Below are 17,040 nucleotides of genomic sequence, written 5' to 3' on the forward strand. Positions count from 1 at the left end.
CACGGGCCAGCCGCTCGCCGACCACGGCAGCATCGGGCAACGCGCGCAGCATGGGCTGCGGGTTTCCGATTTTCCAAGGGCGGGCATGCGGCCACAGCACCAGATAGCCAAGCCGGTGCTTGCCGATCAGTTGCAGCGCCAGATCGCCCTCAACCGGGCCAAGCGGCCGGAGGTTGGCACCGGCAATTTTGCTGAGCGGCAGGTTGATGCACATGTTGAGCGCCACGCCGACGCGCAGGACCACGCGGCGATCCGTCAGTGTGTAGACCGTCGTGCGACCGACCAGCCAGGCATAGAGCGTGAGCAGCCCGATGCTCAGTGCACCCGCGATCAGGGTCGCAACGATGCCCGTCAGGCTGCCATTGATCAGCGCCATCGCCACCAACGCGACGAAATACAGGCCGACAAAGCGCGTGAACAGCGCGCTGCGGGCGAGCAGCCGCCAATCGGGCGACCCCTGCCAGATCAGGGTTTCGCCCTGCGGCAATTCGCCGGGCAAGCCCCTGATTGGCTCGTCATCATATTCGGTGATCATCATATCAGCGGCTCCTGACGGGCACGGTTGGCATAAAGGTAGCCGCCACCGAAGTAACCGGAGATCTTGTCTTCCTCATAGCGGCTGATCTGGCCTGCAGTTTCGACCTGCGGGCAACCCGAGAACTGCGCGGCATTGATCGCATCGACAACGATCTGGCGCGCACTCTTGCGGATCTTCGCCATCGGCATCGGGGCGAGCGCATGCGGCCCTTCGGCAGTGGCGACCTCAAGATAGCGCACCTGATGCTCCGAGCGATCCACCCAGATTTCAACAACGGTGCCTGCGACCGCGCCATCGGCGCCAATCACGGTCATGCCGCGCGGATCAGGATCGCCACGGGCAATCGAGAAGCTCGGCTCCAGCGCCATCGGCACGATGCGGTGGTTGCCGAAGGCATCCAGATCAGGCAGGCGACTGCGCTCGGCATAGGCCGAGGGGCCGATGCAATCGGTCAAAGGATTGCCGGTCGGGATATAAGGTGCGCCCGGGCCGGGGCCAGCGCGACGTCCGGCGATATCGAACTTTTCCTTGCCGATGGTCGGCGTGCTGACGGTGCCGCGATCAAACGGCAGCTTGAACGTCTTGGGGCTGGCGTGCAGCAGCGCGCCGCCGTTGTTGATCGACCGACCCGTGACATCGTCTTCGAGCGGAAAGCCCTCTCGGCGGTCCTCGCGTCGCAGATAGTAAATCAGGCCGATAAAAAAGACCACGAACGCCCAGAAAGCGATCGATGCAACATCGATGTTGCCTACTATATTGCCGTTGAACATGGCGCTTTCCCTCTCTTCATGCTATCTCAGGTCGGAAATTCAGTGAGCCCGAACCGCGACTGCGGCGCCGGCGTATCAACCGTGTTGCCGCCGACCAGCGGACCCAACACGACCATTGTAACAAGCAGCAGAATAATCTCGATCAGATAGACGGTGCCATAGCCCGTCGCACGATAGGCGAGCGTCGCGCCGATCTGGTCCGCCATCGCCAGCGCCGAGACGCCGTCACGGATCAGCCCGCCCAATGCGATGGCTATACCGGCCGCGCTTGCCTGCACCGCGCCCCATGCGCCGAGCGCGAGGCCCGAACCCCGGTTCTTGTCGCTGCCCGCAATGGCCATGATCGCGCTCAAGGTGCCGACCGAAAACAACCCCGCGCCCAGCCCGATGGTCACCGCACCGCTAAACACCAGCCCGACAGACTCGAGCGGCGCAGCAAACAGCAACATCGCAAAGGCCGCCATGCCGATGACCGCGCCAAAGCCCGCCAGCCGCAGCGGATCAGCCCCCTGGCCCAGTCTGCGCGCTGCCCAGGCAAAGCCCAGCAGCATGCCGAACGCCCACAGCCCGGTGAGCAATGTCGTCTGCCCCACTGACATGCCGAGAATTTCGCCGCCAAAGGGCTCAAGCAGCACATCCTGCATGGTGAACGCAGCAGTGCCGCAACCGATCGCGACCAGCAGCCGTGCATTGCGCGCCTCGCGGGTAAATTCGCGCCATACGACCGAGAACTTCGGTGTCGGAAGGTCCGGCTTGGTGGTCGACGGGCGGCGTGCCTCCTGCTTCCACAAAGCAATGATATTCAGCGCCATCGTCAGCATGGCGGCACCCTGCACGATGGCGACCAGTCGCGTGGCGGAAAAGTCTGCCAGCAGCGACCCCATCACCAGCGCCGCGGCCATAATGCCGACCAGCTGCATGACGAACATCAGCGCGACAACGCGCGGGCGGGTGTCTTCGGGTGCCAGATCAGTCGCGAGCGCAAGGCCTGCGGTCTGCGTGGTATGCATGCCAAGGCCGGTGAGCAGAAACGCCAGCGCGCCGGCGACAAGACCCGAAGTGAATGTATCATCGCGCGACAGCAGCAGCAGCGCGAACGGCATGATCGCGAGGCCACCGAACTGCAGCAGCGATCCGAACCAGATATAGGGCACCCGGCGCCAACCGAGCACGGACTTATGATTGTCCGACTTGTGGCCGATCAGCGCGCGGAACGGCGCAACCAGCAGGGGAATCGCGATCATCAGCGCAACCAGCCAGGCGGGCGTGCCCAGCTCGACAATCATCACGCGGTTGAGCGTGCCGTTGAGCAGCACAATGGCAATGCCGACGCTGATCTGGAACAAAGACAGCCGCAACAACCGGCCCAGCGGCAACTCCGCGCTTGCCGCATCGGCGAACGGCAGGAAGCTGGTGCTGAGCCCTGCAAAGAAATTGGTCGAGATGCGGCTCAGCTTCATCCGCGCGTCACCATCATCGCATGGCTGGTGTAGAAACCGCTGACGATGCGCTCGCTCTCAGCCACGCCATAACCGGGCAGCCGTGCGGCGAGCAGGCTTTTCAGCTTTGCTTCGGCCACCGGCACAATCGCGGGCGCGCGATCAGACTTTGGGAACAGCTTGCCGGTGGCGTGCATCGCGGCCAGCAGCGGGGTGCGCGGCGCGAAGGTAAAGGCGATGTTCGGTGCGCGCGCAGCAAAGCCCGCGATTACCGCGACAATGTCGTCGGCTTCATAATGAATGAGCGAATCCATCGCGACAACATGGTCGAAGTCTCCCAGCGCGGGATCGAACATGTCACCCACGCGCCAGTCGATATTGAGGCCGGTCGGTGCCCGATCGCGCGCGACATCGACCAGTCCTGTCGAAATATCGATCGCGGTGACATGCGCGCCCAGCTGCGCGGCGGCAACCGCCAGCGCGCCGGTGCCGCAGCCCGCATCGAGAATGCGCTTGCCCGCCAGATCATAAGGCAGCCAGTCGAGCAGCATCGCACGCATCCGGTCGCGCCCGGCGCGCACCGTCGCACGGATGCCGCTGACCTTGGCGTCCGAGGTCAGATCGACCCAGTTCTGCCGCGCGGTGCGGTCAAAATAGGTTTCAAGCCTGCCGCGATAGGTATCGTAGCGGGTGGCGGGTGCGGTGCTCGCCATCATTCGAAGCCCAGGAAATCAAAGATGTCGCGGTCCTTCATCGGCATCGCGTCGAGCGGATCGGTGCCCTTCCACAGCACGGCAGCAAGCCGCATGTATTCGGTCTTCACTGCTTCGATCTCGGGGGTCGAATCCATCTCGAAGATCGTGCATTTTTTCAGCCGGCTGCGACGGATCGCGTCCAGATCAGGGAAATGCGCGAGCGTCTTGAGCCCGGTCGCATCGTTAAACCGGTCGATCTCGTCGGTTGCAGCCGAGCGGTTGGCGATGACGCCCGCCATGCGCACATCATAGTTCTTTGACTTGGCCTTGATGGCCGCAACGATGCGGTTCATCGCGAAGATGCTGTCGAAATCGTTCGCAGCGACGACAACGGCGCGCTCGGCATGTTGCAGGGGAGCCGCAAAGCCACCGCACACCACATCGCCCAGCACGTCAAAGATCACCACATCAGTGTCTTCGAGCAGATGGTGCTGCTTTAAAAGTTTCACCGTCTGGCCAACCACATAGCCGCCGCAGCCGGTACCCGCAGGCGGTCCGCCCGCCTCAACGCACATCACGCCGTTGAAGCCTTGGAACATATAATCTTCGGGCCGGAGCTCCTCGGAATGGAAATCGACGCTTTCGAGCACATCGATCACCGTCGGCATCAGCTTCTTGGTCAGCGTGAAGGTGCTGTCGTGCTTGGGATCGCAGCCGATCTGCAGCACCCGCTTGCCGAGCAGCGAGAGCGCGGCGGAGAGATTAGACGAGGTGGTCGACTTGCCGATGCCGCCCTTGCCGTAAACGGCAAAAACCTTAGCACCGGTGATTTCATCGCGCGGATCGAGCGCAACCTGGGTGCTGCCTTCGCCGAAGCTGGCCAAGTGACTTGGGGGCGCGCTGCCGTGGTCTAAAAGGCTCATCAAATCTCTCCCGTCATTCTGCTGCGACCAGGCCTTCCAGCCGGTCCTCGATATCGTCTGCGGCGGCGCGAAGCGCAGCCAGGGTTGCGGCATCCGGTTCCCACAGCCGGCGGTCGCATGCTTCCAGAAGACGCTCTGCCACGCGGGCAGAGGCCTTCGGGTTGAGCGTCGCCATCCGCCCGCGCATCTCTGCGTCGAGCACGAAGGTTTCGCTGATCTGCTGATAGACCCAGGGCTTGACTTCGCCGGTGGTGGCGGACCAGCCCATGGTGGTGGTGACATGGCCTTCGATCTGGCGCACGCCTTCATAGCCGTGCTTGAGCAGACCCTCATACCATTTCGGGTTGAGCATCCTGCTGCGCGTTTCGAGGTCAATCTGTTCGCCCAGCGTCCGCACCTTGGCGGCACCTTGTGTGGCATCGAGAATATACACCGGCGCGGCCTTGCCGCCGCGCGCGCGGGCGACCGAGCGGCTCACCCCGCCCAGAGCATCGACATACTGGTCGATGTCGGTGACGCCGAGTTCGACCGAGTCGAGGTTCTGGTAGGTAAAGGCGACATCGGCAAGCGCGGTTTCGAGCAGATCGCGGCGCTGCACCGGGTTGCCGCTGCGGCCATAGGCAAAGCCTTTGCGCTTTTCGAACGCTTCAGCCAGATCATCCGGATCGGTCCATGCGCCATCGTCGATCATCACATTGACCTGCGCGCCGTAAGCACCTTCTTCGTTCGAGAAGACCCGTAGCGCTGCGGTTTCGAGATCGCAGCCCATTTTCTCGGCATAGGCGAGCGCGTGCTTGCGGACGAAATTCTGCTCAAGCGGTTCTTCGGCGCTGGCGGCGAGCCATGCGGCCTCGGCCATCATCCGCGTTTGCAGCGGCAAAAGATCGCGGAACACGCCCGACAGGGTCGCGATCACATCGATGCGCGGACGGCCGAGTTCGGCCAGCGGGATCAGCTCGGCGCCCGCCAGACGGCCGTACGTATCAAACCGCGCGGTCGCACCGAACAGCCGCATGACCTGCGCAATCTGTGCACCTTCGCTCTTCAGGTTGTCGGTGCCCCACAGCACCATCGCGATGCTTTCCGGCATCGGTTCGCCCGATGCCAAATGACGCTCGATCAGCGCTTCGGCCTGCAACGTGCCGGTTGCCGTCGCCATGCGGCTGGGCAGGCGGAAAGGATCGAAGCCGTGGGTGTTGCGCCCGGTGGGCATCACTTCGGCATTGTGCAGCACGTCACCGCCGGGGCCTGGCCGCACATAGCAGCCATCGAGCGCATGGACGAGCCCGCCCAGTTCGTCATTCGACGCCAGCTTGGCGTCGAGCGCCGTGCGGTCCGCCTCGGGATCAGCTGCAACCATAGCGTTCAAAAACGCCTCGCGCTCCTCGCCTTCGAGCTGCTTGCCGAGCACATGCAGGCCAAACGGGATCAGCTCGCGCTCAAGTTCATAAAGCCCTGCCACCAAAGTATCGAGATCGCTCGATTCGATGTCGAGCGCGTCAGCCGCCTCGCGGATCATCACCTCAAGCTGGGTACGAATGTCGCTGTCGCCTTGCGGCAGACCGCGCCAGCGCTCGGTGAGCGCCTTCAAGTCGGCAAATCCCTTGTAAAGCCCGGCTTCGGCGAGCGGCGGGGTCAGATACGACACCAGGGTCGCACCCGAACGGCGCTTGGCCAGAATGCCTTCTGAAGGGTTGTTGGCGGCGTAGAGATAGAAATTGGGCAGGTTGCCGATCAGCCGGTCGGGCCAGCAGCTGCCCGACATGCCGGTCTGCTTGCCGGGCATGAACTCGAGCGCGCCGTGGGTGCCGAAATGCAGCACCGCGTTTGCGCCAAAATCCTCACGGATCCAGCGATAAAAGGCCGAAAACGCATGCGTCGGCGCGAAATCGCCATCATACAGCAACCGCATCGGATCGCCTTCAAACCCGAAGGTGGGCTGGATGCCGACAAATACATTGCCGAACTGCTTGCCGAGCACGTGAATGGACCAGCCGTCGCTCTGCACCTTGCCGGGCGCCGGGCCCCATTGCGCCTCAATCGCGCGCAGATACGGCTCGTTCGAGACATGGTCGTCGGTCGGGATGCGCACAGCGACATTGGCATCGGTGCCAAAGCGATCGCTGTTGCCCTTGAGGATCGCATCGCGCAGATCGTCGACCGAGGCGGGCACATCGACCTTATAGCCTTCAGCAGACAGCCGCTGCAGCGTCGCATGCAGCGATTCGTAAACCGCCAGGTGCGCCGCCGTGCCGGTGGCTCCGGCATTGGGCGGAAAGTTGAACAGCACGATGGCGAGCTTGCGCTTGGCCCGTTCAGACCGGCGCAGCGTCACCATCCGACCCACGCGGCTGGCGAGCGCCTCGGCGCGTTCGGGGCAGCTTTGCATCGCGCGCACCGCATCGGGCGCGGTGAAGATGCAGCCACGGCCGCAGCCCTTGCAGGCCTCGCCCGATCCGTTCGACCGGCCGCCGAAGATGCTGGGCATGATCGCGCCGTCAAGCTCGGGGATCGCGACCATCAACGTGGCTTCGAGCGGCAGCAGGCCCTGCTTGCCTTCGCCCCATTGCTCGAGGCTCTGGAACTCGACCGGATGCGCGGCGATATACGGGATATCGAGGCCCGAAAGCGTTTCTTCCGCCGCCGCAGCGTCGTTATAGGCCGGGCCGCCGACCAGCGAGAAGCCGGTGAGATTGATCAGCGCATCGATGGACGCCGTGCCATCGCGCTGGAAATATCTGGCAATCGCAGGCCGCGAATCGAGCCCGCTGGCGAATGCCGGAACGACATTCAGCCCTTGCGCTTCAAGCGCTGCGATCATGCCATCATAATGGCCGGTATCGGTGCCGAGCACATAGGAGCGCAGCAGCAAAACGCCGACGGTGCCCTTCGCTGCGTTGCTGCGCGGTAACATCGCCGCATCCTCGCCCAGCCGGTCGGGCAGGGTCGGATGATAGACACCAACGTCGGGGTAGCTGCGTGGTGGTTGCGCAGGCGTGCTGCCCTTGAGCACCGCGCGCGGTCCTGCCGCATAGCGGTCCACCAGCCCGCGGATCATGTTGACGACATTCTCGTCGCTGCCCGCCAGCCAGTATTGCATGGTCAGGAAATAATGGCGCACATCCTGCGCGGTGCCGGGCATGAACTTAAGGATTTTGGGCAAGCGACGCAGCATGCGCATCTGCTTTTCGCCCGCATTGCCGCCGGGCTTGGCGGGACCGCGCAGCTTTTTCAGCATCGCCATCACGCCGCCGGTCGGCGCGTCCATGCGATAGCTGCCCATGCGCGTCAGCCGCACGACCTCTGCCGCCGACATGAGGCCAAGCATCGCGTCACAATCCTCGCGGCGCGCCTGCAGCGCGGGCAGGATCGCGCTGACATGGTCTTCCAGAAACAGCATGGTCGAAATGATGATATCAGCCTTGGCGACATCGGCGCGCACCGCATCGAGCGCGCCTGCATCGCGGCCCCAGTCAGCAGCGGCATGATAGCCGATGCTGAGCCCGGGCATGTCGCGCTGCAACGCGATTTCCGCCCGTTCAACCGCGCCGGAGACGTGGTTGTCGAGCGTGACAAACACGATCCTGATCGGGACATTGCGGCTGCCGGCCGCTCCAGACTTTGCTTTACCGGGCATAATGCGCCTTTGCGTCGTAGAGCGTGTCTAAAGTGATGGAGGCCAGCCCAAGCTCCGCAGCATAGGCCTCAGTGTTGCGCCGCGCTTTGCCGCGCACAAAGAAGGGAATTTTTCTAAGTTCGGTTTCCGCCTCGGCGGTCCACCGCGCGATCACCAGCGTGTCGCCGTCGTTTAGCCGCGCACCGAAGGATATCAAATCCTCCCCTGCAAGCGGAGGGGGACCAGCTGCAGGCTGGTGGAGGGGTGTCACGCCATCGAGAGGTTGATACCCCGCCGTCTCGCTCACGCGAGCCACCTCCCCTTGCAGGGGAGGATTTTGGGTCGTGCCGTGCGCCAGATGGCTGGCACCTGCGCCGTCATGAAATTCGAAATCATCGCGAAACATGGTGAGCAGATGCTCTTCCAGCCCCATCACCAGAGGATGCACCCAGGTATCGAACAGCACGTTCGCGCCTTCAAAGCCCATTTGCGGGCTGTGCCGCGCCGGGAAATCCTGCACGTGCACCGGCGCCGAGATCACCGCGCAGGGGATCGACAGGCGCTTGGCGATATGGCGTTCCATCTGCGTGCCCAGCACCAGCTCTGGGTGAGCGGCGGCAATCGCTTCTTCGACCTCAAGATGATCGTCGGTGATCAAGGGCTCAACGCCATGGTCAGCCGCCGCAGCGCGCAAATCGCGCGCGAATTCGCGGTTGTAGCAGCCCAGACCGCAGACGACGAAGCCCAGTTCGTCGCGCGCCACCCGCGCGGCGGCGATGGCGTGGGTCGCATCGCCGAAGATAAAGACGCGCTTGCCGGTGAGGTAGGTCGAATCGACCGAGCGGCTCCACCATGGCATCCGCGCTTCGGCCAGATCCAGCGCGGGCGCAGCATCGACACCCGCGAGCGCAGCGACTTCGCGGATAAAATCCAGCGTCGCACCATGGCCGATAGGGATGGTCTTGGTGAACGGCTGCTGGAGCGTTTTTTCCAGCCAGCGCGCCGCCGAATCGGCGATTTCCGGATACATTACGATGTTGAAATCAGCATCGCCGATACGCGCGATATCGCCTGCGCCTGCCCCCAAAGGCGCGGTGAGGTTAATCTCTATGCCGAGCGCAGCCAGAATCTTCGCGATCTCGACGATATCGTCGCGATGGCGAAAACCCAGTGCGCTCGGCCCAAGCAGGTTCGCTTTGGGACGCGGAGAACCTGCCTGGCGCGGTGCGGAGCGGGAGGAATCTCCGACCGCGAGAGTTCTGACAATCTGATAGAATGTCTCTGATGCTCCCCAGTTTTCCTTGCGCGAATAGCTGGGCAGTTCGAGCGGAATAACGGGGATGGAAAGCTGCATGGCCTGCGCCATGCCGGCCGGATCGTCCTGGATCAGCTCGGCGGTGCAGGAAGACCCGACCAGCAAGGCTGCCGGGTTAAAACGGGCGATGGCATCGCGTCCGGCCTGCTGAAACAGCTCGGCCGTATCGGTGCCCAGATCGCGCGCCTGAAAGGTGGTATAGGTGACCGGCGGGCGCTTGCCGCGCCGTTCGATCATCGTAAACAGAAGGTCGGCATAGGTGTCGCCCTGCGGCGCATGCAGCAGATAATGCACGTCGGTCATGCCGGTCGCGACCCGCATTGCCCCTACGTGAGGAGGCCCTTCATAGGTCCAGACCGATAGCTGCATAGCCCTATACCCTCAACACGTCGCGGCGGCGGAGAGGCCGCGCGAACAGTTCGGCAAGATCGCCAGCCTGATCGAACCCGTGGATCGGTGAGAACACCAGTTCGATCGCCCATTTGGTGGTGAAGCCCTCGGCCTCCAGCGGATTGGCAAGGCCAAGACCGCACACGGTGATGTCCGGCTTGGATGCACGCACCCGGTCAAGCTGCTTGTCGACATCCTGGCCTTCGCTGATCACGGTGTTCGATGGCAGCTGGGCCAGTTCTGCGGCCATATGGTGGCGGTGCAAATAGGGCGTGCCGACTTCAATCGGAATCATGCCCAGCTCAGTATGCAAAAAGCGCGCGAGCGGCAGTTCAAGCTGCGAATCGGGCAGGAAGAAGATCGTCTTGCCCTCAAGCCGCGCGCGGCTGTGCTCCAGCGCGCGACGGGCACGTTCGCGCCCCGGAGCGACGACGGCGTCGAAATGCGTTTCATCCACACCAAAGGCTTCGGCAGCGGCGTGGAGCCAAGCGGTGGTGCCCTCTGCGCCGAACGGAAAGGCAGCGGGCAGATGCACGCCCCCACGATCTTCCAGCGCCATCGCGGTATCGCCAAGAAACGGCTGCGCCAGCAGGAAGCGCGTGTTGGGGCCGACCGGCGGCAGATCCCGCGCCGAGCGTGCGGGCAAGCAAGCGACATTGGTGATGCCCAGATCGCGCACCAGGCGCAGCAATTGATCTTCAACGATGTCTGGCAGCGCGCCGACGATCAGCAGCTGCTGCGCGGCGTCGGCCTCCGGCTGCGGCATAAACGGCACTAGCGCAGCGAGGCACGCGTCCTCGCCCTGTGTAAACGTGGTTTCGATGCCGCTGCCCGAATAGTTGACGATGCGCACATCGGGCATGAACACCTGCTCAAGCCGCTGTGCGGCGCGCGCCAGATCGAGCTTGATCACTTCCGACGGGCAGCTGCCCACCAGAAACAGCGTGCGGATTTCGGGGCGGCGGGAGAGCAGGCGGCGAACCACCTTGTCGAGCTCCTCATTGGCATCGGCAAGACCCGCCAGATCGCGCTCCTCGATAATCGCAGTCGCAAAACGGGGCTCGGCAAAGATCATCACGCCGGCGGCGGACTGCAGTAGATGCGCGCAGGTGCGCGAGCCGACGACGAGAAAGAATGCATCGGGCATCTTGCGGTGCAGCCAGACAATGCCGGTGAGCCCGCAGAAAACCTCGCGCTGGCCGCGCTCGCGCAACACCGGCGCGGTGGAACAACCGGTGGAGGGGGCGGCGATGGGCGCGATGGCGTTCATGATGCCACCGCCAGGGTGCCATTGGTCGCATCATTGTTGCGGGCATCGCGCGCCGCGGCATCGAGCCGGGCCAGGCGCAGCTTCCAGATGAACTGCGCGGCGTTGATCACATAAGCGCCATAGCCGGCGAGTGCGACCCACATCCGCTGTTCGACTGTGCCATAGCCGCCCAACAGCATCACCAGATATGCGGTGTGCAGCGCCAGCACGAGCATCGAAAACACGTCTTCCCAGAAGAATGACGGTGCGAACAGCCACTTGCCAAACACCACCTTCTCCCAGATCGAACCGGTGATCATGATGGTGTACAGAGTGAGCGTCTTGATGATGATCGAGAGATCAGCGGCAAACATGCCCTCGCCGGTGGAGAGATAGCGCATCACCAGAACCAGCGAGACGGCAAACACCACAAACTGCAACGGCGCGAGCAGGCCCTGCACCAAAGTCCATATTGTCGAGTCGCGACGGATGCGTTCTTCAGCGGTGTAAAGGGGGCGCGGGGCACGACCAGCGTCACAATCAGCATTATCGCTGCAAGACTGGCCGCTTTTGGCGGCTCCAGGCTGGCTTGCCAGTGTCATGGTAATTGTCGCGTCTCCCTGATTTCAGTTGGAAACCTACCCTCGGCGTCGCAAAAGTGTCAAGTAAAATTGACGTATAGTTTTCTTGACAAATCCGGGGTTGTCAGGTTTAGTGGACAAGCGTAGCATCGGTCCTGCGGGGGAGTGAAAACAACAAAAACTCCGCATGCAGTTGGGCTATTTCGCACCGGCTGGCCTGAGGAGAGTCGTAATGGCCTCAGTGTTTGGGATCGATCTGATCAGGTCGACGACAGGACTGTTCCGAAACGGAAGAAATCGCAAGAAAACCACGGCATGGGGCGGTGGCACGACCGGTCGATCCCGGGTCTCAAGCATCGAACGGAATGATGACGTGAGCCGCTTAGTGCAGGATGAAATCATCCCCCGTCTCTTGAAGGTCCGTCGTGACGACCTAAGTGTTGCGGATTTCGGCGAGTCGCGCCTTGCTGAAAAATCCACACTGCGCGGTGATCTTGATCACGGTGTTCAGTCCAACGATAATGAAATGGCCGGCACGTCTGGCACGCCGCATGGAAACCATGGCCCTATGTTTGATGAAGTCACGATTGGCCGGTTCAGCCAGGACGTGCTCACTCATGAAGCAGACGTCCTGACCGAGGCGATTCTCGTGTATCTGAGCCGCGGCATTGCGGCTGAAACGCTGTTTATCGAACTGATCGGCCCGACCGCCCGCCACTTGGGCCAGATGTGGGATAACGACGCCTGCGATTTCGTCGATGTCACCATGGGCCTTTGGCGTCTGCAGCAGCTTGTGCGCGCGATTGCGCTGCAGGCACCGCCTGTCGATGGCTGGCACAACAGCGGCTATACGGCTCTGTTTACGACCATGCCCGGTGATCAGCATAGCCTGGGCACAAGCATTTTAAGCGAATGCTTCCAACGCGCCGGATGGATTGTCGAAACGCTGATCGAGCCCGACCAATCCGAGCTTTTCCGCGCCATTGGCACAAAACATTTCGATTTGGTTGGATTGACAGCCACTATGGACACTCATATCGGGACGCTTCCCAAGCTCATTAATGCGATAAGAAGCGTGTCCTGCAATCCAAAAATCTCCGTTATGGTCGGTGGTCCGGCGCTGGGTTGTGACCCGGCGCGCGCACTGGCGCTGGGTGCTGATGGCACCGCGCCAGACGCATCGGGCGCACTGATGATTGCGGGAGAACTGGTATCTGCCGGGGAACAGCGCTCAGCGCGTTCGTCTTGAAGTCCGCCCCCGGCGCGGCGATGGTAAAGGATGGTCTTTCAGACATAATTATGCCTTTTCGCGACTTCAAAGGCGTTGTCGGCAAGCTGGAAATTAGTGCGGCCCTGGGCTTGGTCCTTGCCGCTGGAGATATTGCGCTCGCACTGGATGAACACGGTGTTATCAGCGACATTTCCATCAGCGCCGAGGGCATGCCCGACATCAGCGGCTGGATAGGCCGTTACTGGGTCGATACGGTTGCCATCGACAGCAAGCCGAAGGTCGCAGAAATGCTGGCCAGTCATGCCGCCAGTCATGCCATGGCGCAGCCTGACCGCTGGCGCCAGGTCAACCATCCCGGCCCCGAAGGCAATTTGCCAATCCATTATCGTGTGGTTGATCTGGGTGAAGGCCAGCCGCGCATGGCCATTGGCCGCGATGTGCGTAGCCTCGCCGCCTTGCAACAACGCCTGCTGCAGACCCAGCAATCACTCGAGCGCGATTACCTCAAACTGCGGCAGACCGAAGCGCGCTTCCGCCTGCTGTTCGATATGCTTGATGATCCGCTGCTAATCATTGATGCCACAAGCCGCCGCGTTGTCGAGGCGAACCCGGCCAGCTACAAATTGTTCAAGGCCAAGCCCGGCAGCCTGCCGAACCGTGATCTTGCCAACCTGCTTGATCCGGACGGGCGTGACGCTCTGATCGCGCATCTGGGGGCAACCAATGCAACGGGCGAAAGCGCCGGTATCATGGTCTCCCCATCCGATTCTGATTACCAAATCGCGATGAACGCCATTCCCTTCCGTCAGGACAACAGCCGGATGTTCATCATCAGGTTCGTTGCCCGCGACCGGTCCGGCACGCCGCCCGAGGTGGTGTCGCCGATGCAGGACATTATCGAGCATATGCCCGATGCCTTTGTGCTGACCGATGCGAAAATGGCGATCATCACCGCCAACGCTGCTTTTGTTGATCTGGTCCACGGGGTGTCGCAGGACTCGGTCATCGGGCAACCGCTCGGCACGTTTATCGGGCGGCCAGGCATCGACCTTGAACTGATGCGCAAGCAAATCGACCAGCATGGCCAGATGCGCAATGCGACGACCATCGTCCACGCTGATGATGCCATCGAAGAGGCGATCGAGGTTTCGGGCGTGAGAACCGAAAGCCATGGCGGCCATTATGGCTTTGCGATTCGCACCGTCAGCAGGCGGGTGCGCGACCTGCCCGCAGCGCAGCGCGATACGCCGCGTTCGGTTGATCAGCTGACGGAACTGGTCGGCCGGATGCCGCTGAAAGAAATTGTCCGCGAATCGACTGATCTGATCGAGCGGATGTGCATCGAGGCAGCGCTCTCATACACATCCGACAACCGCGCATCGGCAGCCGAGATCCTTGGTCTCAGCCGGCAGAGCCTTTATTCGAAGCTCCATCGCCATGGTCTTGGCAATCTGATCGGCCGCAAGGATGAGCTCGACGGCTGACACCGCGTCGACGTGTCCAGAAATTACATGATCAACTGTCCAATCTAATTGACACTCGTGGGCGTGCGGCTTAGCCTTTGCGACCATGAGCCAGTCTGCAGACATCCCCACTCCCGTGCCGGTCCCCGCACCGCGCGATGTGCTGGAACTGCTCAAGCCAATCACCTGGTTCCCGCCGATGTGGGCATTCATGTGCGGGGTCGTCTCATCAGGCGCGCCGCTGACCGACCGCTGGTTGTTTTTTATCGGCGGTGTGATTCTCGCTGGCCCCATGGTGTGTGGCACCAGCCAGGCGGTGAACGACTGGTATGACCGTCATGTCGATGCGATCAACCAGCCCGAACGCCCCATTCCATCGGGCCGCATCGCCGGCAAATGGGGGCTTTATGTCGCGTTGATCGGCTCTGGGCTATCGCTGCTGCTGGGCCTTGCGCTGGGCTTCTGGGTATTCATCGCCACCATCGTCGGGCTGCTGTGCGCCTGGGGCTACAGCGCGCCGCCGTTCCGCTTCAAGATGAGCGGCTGGATCGGCCCAGGGGTCGTTGCGCTAAGCTATGAAGGGCTGAGTTGGTTCACCGGCGCGAGCGTGATGACCGGTGGCCTGCCTGACGTGAACATCCTGATCATCATCCTGCTCTACAGCATCGGCGCGCATGGCATCATGACATTGAACGATTTCAAGGCGGTCGAGGGCGACACTGCGATGGGGGTGCGTTCGTTGCCCGTGACATTGGGCGTTGCCAACGCGGCGCGGCTCGCGTGCGCGGTGATGGCTGTGCCGCAGGTGGTCGTCATCGGCCTGCTGTTCAACTGGGGCCATGCCATCTCGGCGGTCGCGGTCAGCGTGCTGCTGCTCGCGCAGCTGGTGTTCATGCGCCGCCTGCTCAGCGACCCCAACAAATATGCGCCATGGTATAATGCCACCGGCGTCTCATCCTATGTGTTCGGCATGCTGGCCGCTGCGCTCGGCCTCGGTGGCTGGATATGAGCCGCATGCCTAACCCAAAAATCGGGGCCACCAAAATCGGTCTGGGGTGGATCGATATTGTGCGCATGGGGCTGGTGCAGGCGAGCATCGGATCGATCGTCATGCTGGCGACATCGTTGCTGAACCGCGTGATGGTGGTGGAATACGCGCTTCCCGCCGCGCTGCCTGCCGGGCTGGTCGCCTGGCATTACGCTGTGCAACTGTCGCGCCCGATCTGGGGCCATGGCTCTGACAAGGGCCGCACGCGCACCCCATGGATCATCGGCGGCATGGGCGTGCTCGCGCTTGGCGCCATCGTTGCGGTCAACGCTACCGTCATGCTGCCGCCGACCCCATTGCTTGGCACATTGCTCGCGGTGCTGGCATTCTCGATGATCGGAGCAGGCGTCGGTGCGGCCGGCACATCGATGCTGGCGATGCTCGCATCAGGCGTCGTGCCCGAACGCCGCGCGGCGGCCGCCGCGATCACCTGGATCATGATGGTCGCAGGCATTGTCATTGCAGCAGGTGTTGCGGGCAGCCTGATCGATCCGTTCAGCGAGGCCCGGCTGGCTGCGGTCGCGGGCGGCGTTGCGCTCGCTGCTTTTGTTGTCGCCTGCCTTGCCATCGCGGGCGTCGAACGGCGGCTGGTGCCTCCGCCGCATCCCGGCAGCGACGCGCCCAGCGGCAATTTTGTCGAAGCCCTGCGCGAAATTCTGGCCGACCGGACGGCCCGCCGTTTCACGGTGTTCGTGTTCGTGTCGATGCTCGCCTATTCGATGCAGGACCTGATCCTCGAACCGTTCGCAGGGTTGATGTTCGACATGACTCCCGGCGAATCGACCAAGCTCTCGGGCGTGCAGCACAGCGGCGTGCTGCTGGGCATGATCACAGCGGGCATTGGCGGCAGCGCCTTTTCGGGCCGCAAGCTCGCCGATCTGCGCATCTGGATTCTGGTCGGCTGCGGCGGATCCGCGCTGGCGCTGGCCGCGCTTGCACTCTCGGCAACCAGCGGCGGCGTCTGGCCGATCAAGACCAATGTTGCGTTGCTCGGCTTTGCCAACGGTATTTTCGCTGTGTCTGCTATTGGCGCGATGATGGGGCTGGCCGGCGCTGGCCAGACGTCAAAGGAAGGCGTGCGCATGGGCGTGTGGGGCGCATCGCAGGCCATCGCCTTTGGCCTTGGCGGGCTGATCGGTGCGATTGGTGTCGACATCGCACGCAAGCTGCTCGCCACCGATGGCGCAGCATTTCAACTGATCTTTGCCGGCGAGGCAGGGCTGTTCCTGATCGCCGCATTGCTGGCCCTGCGCGTCACTACGCGCCGTGCCAGTCCGCCTATCCTGGCGGCGCAGGCCTTAGGAGGCATAAAGCATGGCACACACGGATTTTGATGTGGCAATCATCGGTGGCGGCCCATCGGGCGCCACCGCAGCGAATGATCTGGCGTTGCAGGGGCTGCGCGTGCTGCTGCTCGACAAGGCCGGGCGGATCAAGCCGTGTGGCGGTGCGGTGCCGCCGCGCTTGCTCAAGGATTTCGAGGTGCCTGAGTCGCTGCTGGTCGCCAAGGCGCGCGCTGCACGGATGATCGCGCCCTCCAACCGCACCGTCGATATGCCGGTGGGTGATGGACCTAACGGCAAGGGCTTTGTCGGAATGGTCGACCGCGATGTGTTTGACGAATGGCTGCGCGCCCGCGCCGCGATCAACGGCGCGGATCGCCGCACCGGCAATTTCGACCGGGTCGATCGCGATGTCGATGGCACGGCGGTGGTCTGCTATCGCGAGGGCCGCGGCGGAGAAGAAGTGCGGGTGCGCACCCGCGCGGTGATCGGCGCTGAC

At 62.8% G+C, this 17,040-nt stretch carries 14 protein-coding genes; 5 read left to right on the forward strand and 9 right to left on the reverse strand.

All coding sequences use genetic code 11. From position 1 onward, the window contains the following. The 9 genes from puhB to bchF form a co-directional block, all read right to left on the reverse strand. Positions 1-538: photosynthetic complex putative assembly protein PuhB (gene puhB, locus ACEW8G_RS09915; protein WP_373488262.1), on the reverse strand; the 538-nt coding region annotated here is incomplete at its 3' end. Further along, positions 535-1,308, reverse strand: coding sequence for a photosynthetic reaction center subunit H (puhA, locus tag ACEW8G_RS09920; RefSeq protein ID WP_373488263.1), 774 nt, complete (start codon positions 1,306-1,308; stop codon positions 535-537). The genes puhB and puhA, both read right to left, overlap by 4 nt. Before the next feature lie 26 nt (positions 1,309-1,334). Then, on the reverse strand, positions 1,335-2,768 hold the full coding sequence (locus tag ACEW8G_RS09925; RefSeq protein WP_373488264.1) for a BCD family MFS transporter: 1,434 nt from the start codon (positions 2,766-2,768) through the stop codon (positions 1,335-1,337). Next, positions 2,765-3,460 carry a magnesium protoporphyrin IX methyltransferase gene (gene bchM, locus ACEW8G_RS09930; protein ID WP_373488275.1) on the reverse strand — a complete coding sequence of 232 codons (696 nt, stop codon included), beginning with the start codon at positions 3,458-3,460 and terminating at the stop codon, positions 2,765-2,767. Before bchM ends, ACEW8G_RS09925 begins: the two co-directional genes overlap by 4 nt. Continuing rightward, on the reverse strand, positions 3,460-4,365 hold the full coding sequence (gene bchL / locus ACEW8G_RS09935) for a ferredoxin:protochlorophyllide reductase (ATP-dependent) iron-sulfur ATP-binding protein (protein WP_373488265.1): 906 nt from the start codon (positions 4,363-4,365) through the stop codon (positions 3,460-3,462). Before bchL ends, bchM begins: the two co-directional genes overlap by 1 nt. Positions 4,366-4,378: 13 nt before the next feature. Next, positions 4,379-8,002: a magnesium chelatase subunit H gene (locus tag ACEW8G_RS09940; RefSeq protein ID WP_373488266.1), complete on the reverse strand. Its 3,624-nt coding sequence runs from the start codon at positions 8,000-8,002 to the stop codon at positions 4,379-4,381. Continuing rightward, positions 7,992-9,665: a ferredoxin:protochlorophyllide reductase (ATP-dependent) subunit B gene (bchB, locus tag ACEW8G_RS09945; protein ID WP_373488267.1), complete on the reverse strand. Its 1,674-nt coding sequence runs from the start codon at positions 9,663-9,665 to the stop codon at positions 7,992-7,994. The genes ACEW8G_RS09940 and bchB overlap by 11 nt, the downstream gene beginning before the upstream one ends. A gap of 4 nt (positions 9,666-9,669) precedes the next feature. Beyond that, the gene (locus ACEW8G_RS09950) at positions 9,670-10,956 is read right to left on the reverse strand and encodes a ferredoxin:protochlorophyllide reductase (ATP-dependent) subunit N (protein ID WP_373488268.1); all 1,287 of its coding nucleotides are present in this window, start codon (positions 10,954-10,956) and stop codon (positions 9,670-9,672) included. Then, complete coding sequence (gene bchF, locus ACEW8G_RS09955; protein WP_373488269.1) at positions 10,953-11,537, reverse strand: 2-vinyl bacteriochlorophyllide hydratase; 585 nt, start codon at positions 11,535-11,537, stop codon at positions 10,953-10,955. The genes ACEW8G_RS09950 and bchF overlap by 4 nt, the downstream gene beginning before the upstream one ends. 211 nt (positions 11,538-11,748) lie before the next feature. On the opposite strand from bchF, the gene ACEW8G_RS09960 reads away from it, so the two are divergent. The 5 genes from ACEW8G_RS09960 to ACEW8G_RS09980 form a co-directional block, all read left to right on the forward strand. Then, entirely contained in the window at positions 11,749-12,765 is a 1,017-nt protein-coding gene (locus tag ACEW8G_RS09960) for a B12-binding domain-containing protein (protein WP_373488270.1), read from the forward strand. A gap of 50 nt (positions 12,766-12,815) precedes the next feature. Next, positions 12,816-14,231, forward strand: coding sequence for a transcriptional regulator PpsR (ppsR, locus tag ACEW8G_RS09965; RefSeq protein WP_373488271.1), 1,416 nt, complete (start codon positions 12,816-12,818; stop codon positions 14,229-14,231). 85 nt (positions 14,232-14,316) lie between these two features. Next, positions 14,317-15,219, forward strand: a complete 903-nt coding sequence (gene chlG, locus ACEW8G_RS09970; protein ID WP_373488272.1) for a chlorophyll synthase ChlG — start codon at positions 14,317-14,319, stop codon at positions 15,217-15,219. A 5-nt stretch (positions 15,220-15,224) separates the two neighbouring features. Continuing rightward, positions 15,225-16,592, forward strand: a complete 1,368-nt coding sequence (locus ACEW8G_RS09975) for a BCD family MFS transporter (RefSeq protein ID WP_373488273.1) — start codon at positions 15,225-15,227, stop codon at positions 16,590-16,592. Next, positions 16,573-17,040 (forward strand): FAD-dependent oxidoreductase (locus tag ACEW8G_RS09980; RefSeq protein ID WP_373488274.1); only part of this gene is annotated, 468 nt, incomplete at its 3' end. The genes ACEW8G_RS09975 and ACEW8G_RS09980, both read left to right, overlap by 20 nt.

The organism is Blastomonas sp. (assembly GCF_041747255.1).
Taxonomy (GTDB): Bacteria; Pseudomonadota; Alphaproteobacteria; order Sphingomonadales; family Sphingomonadaceae; genus Blastomonas.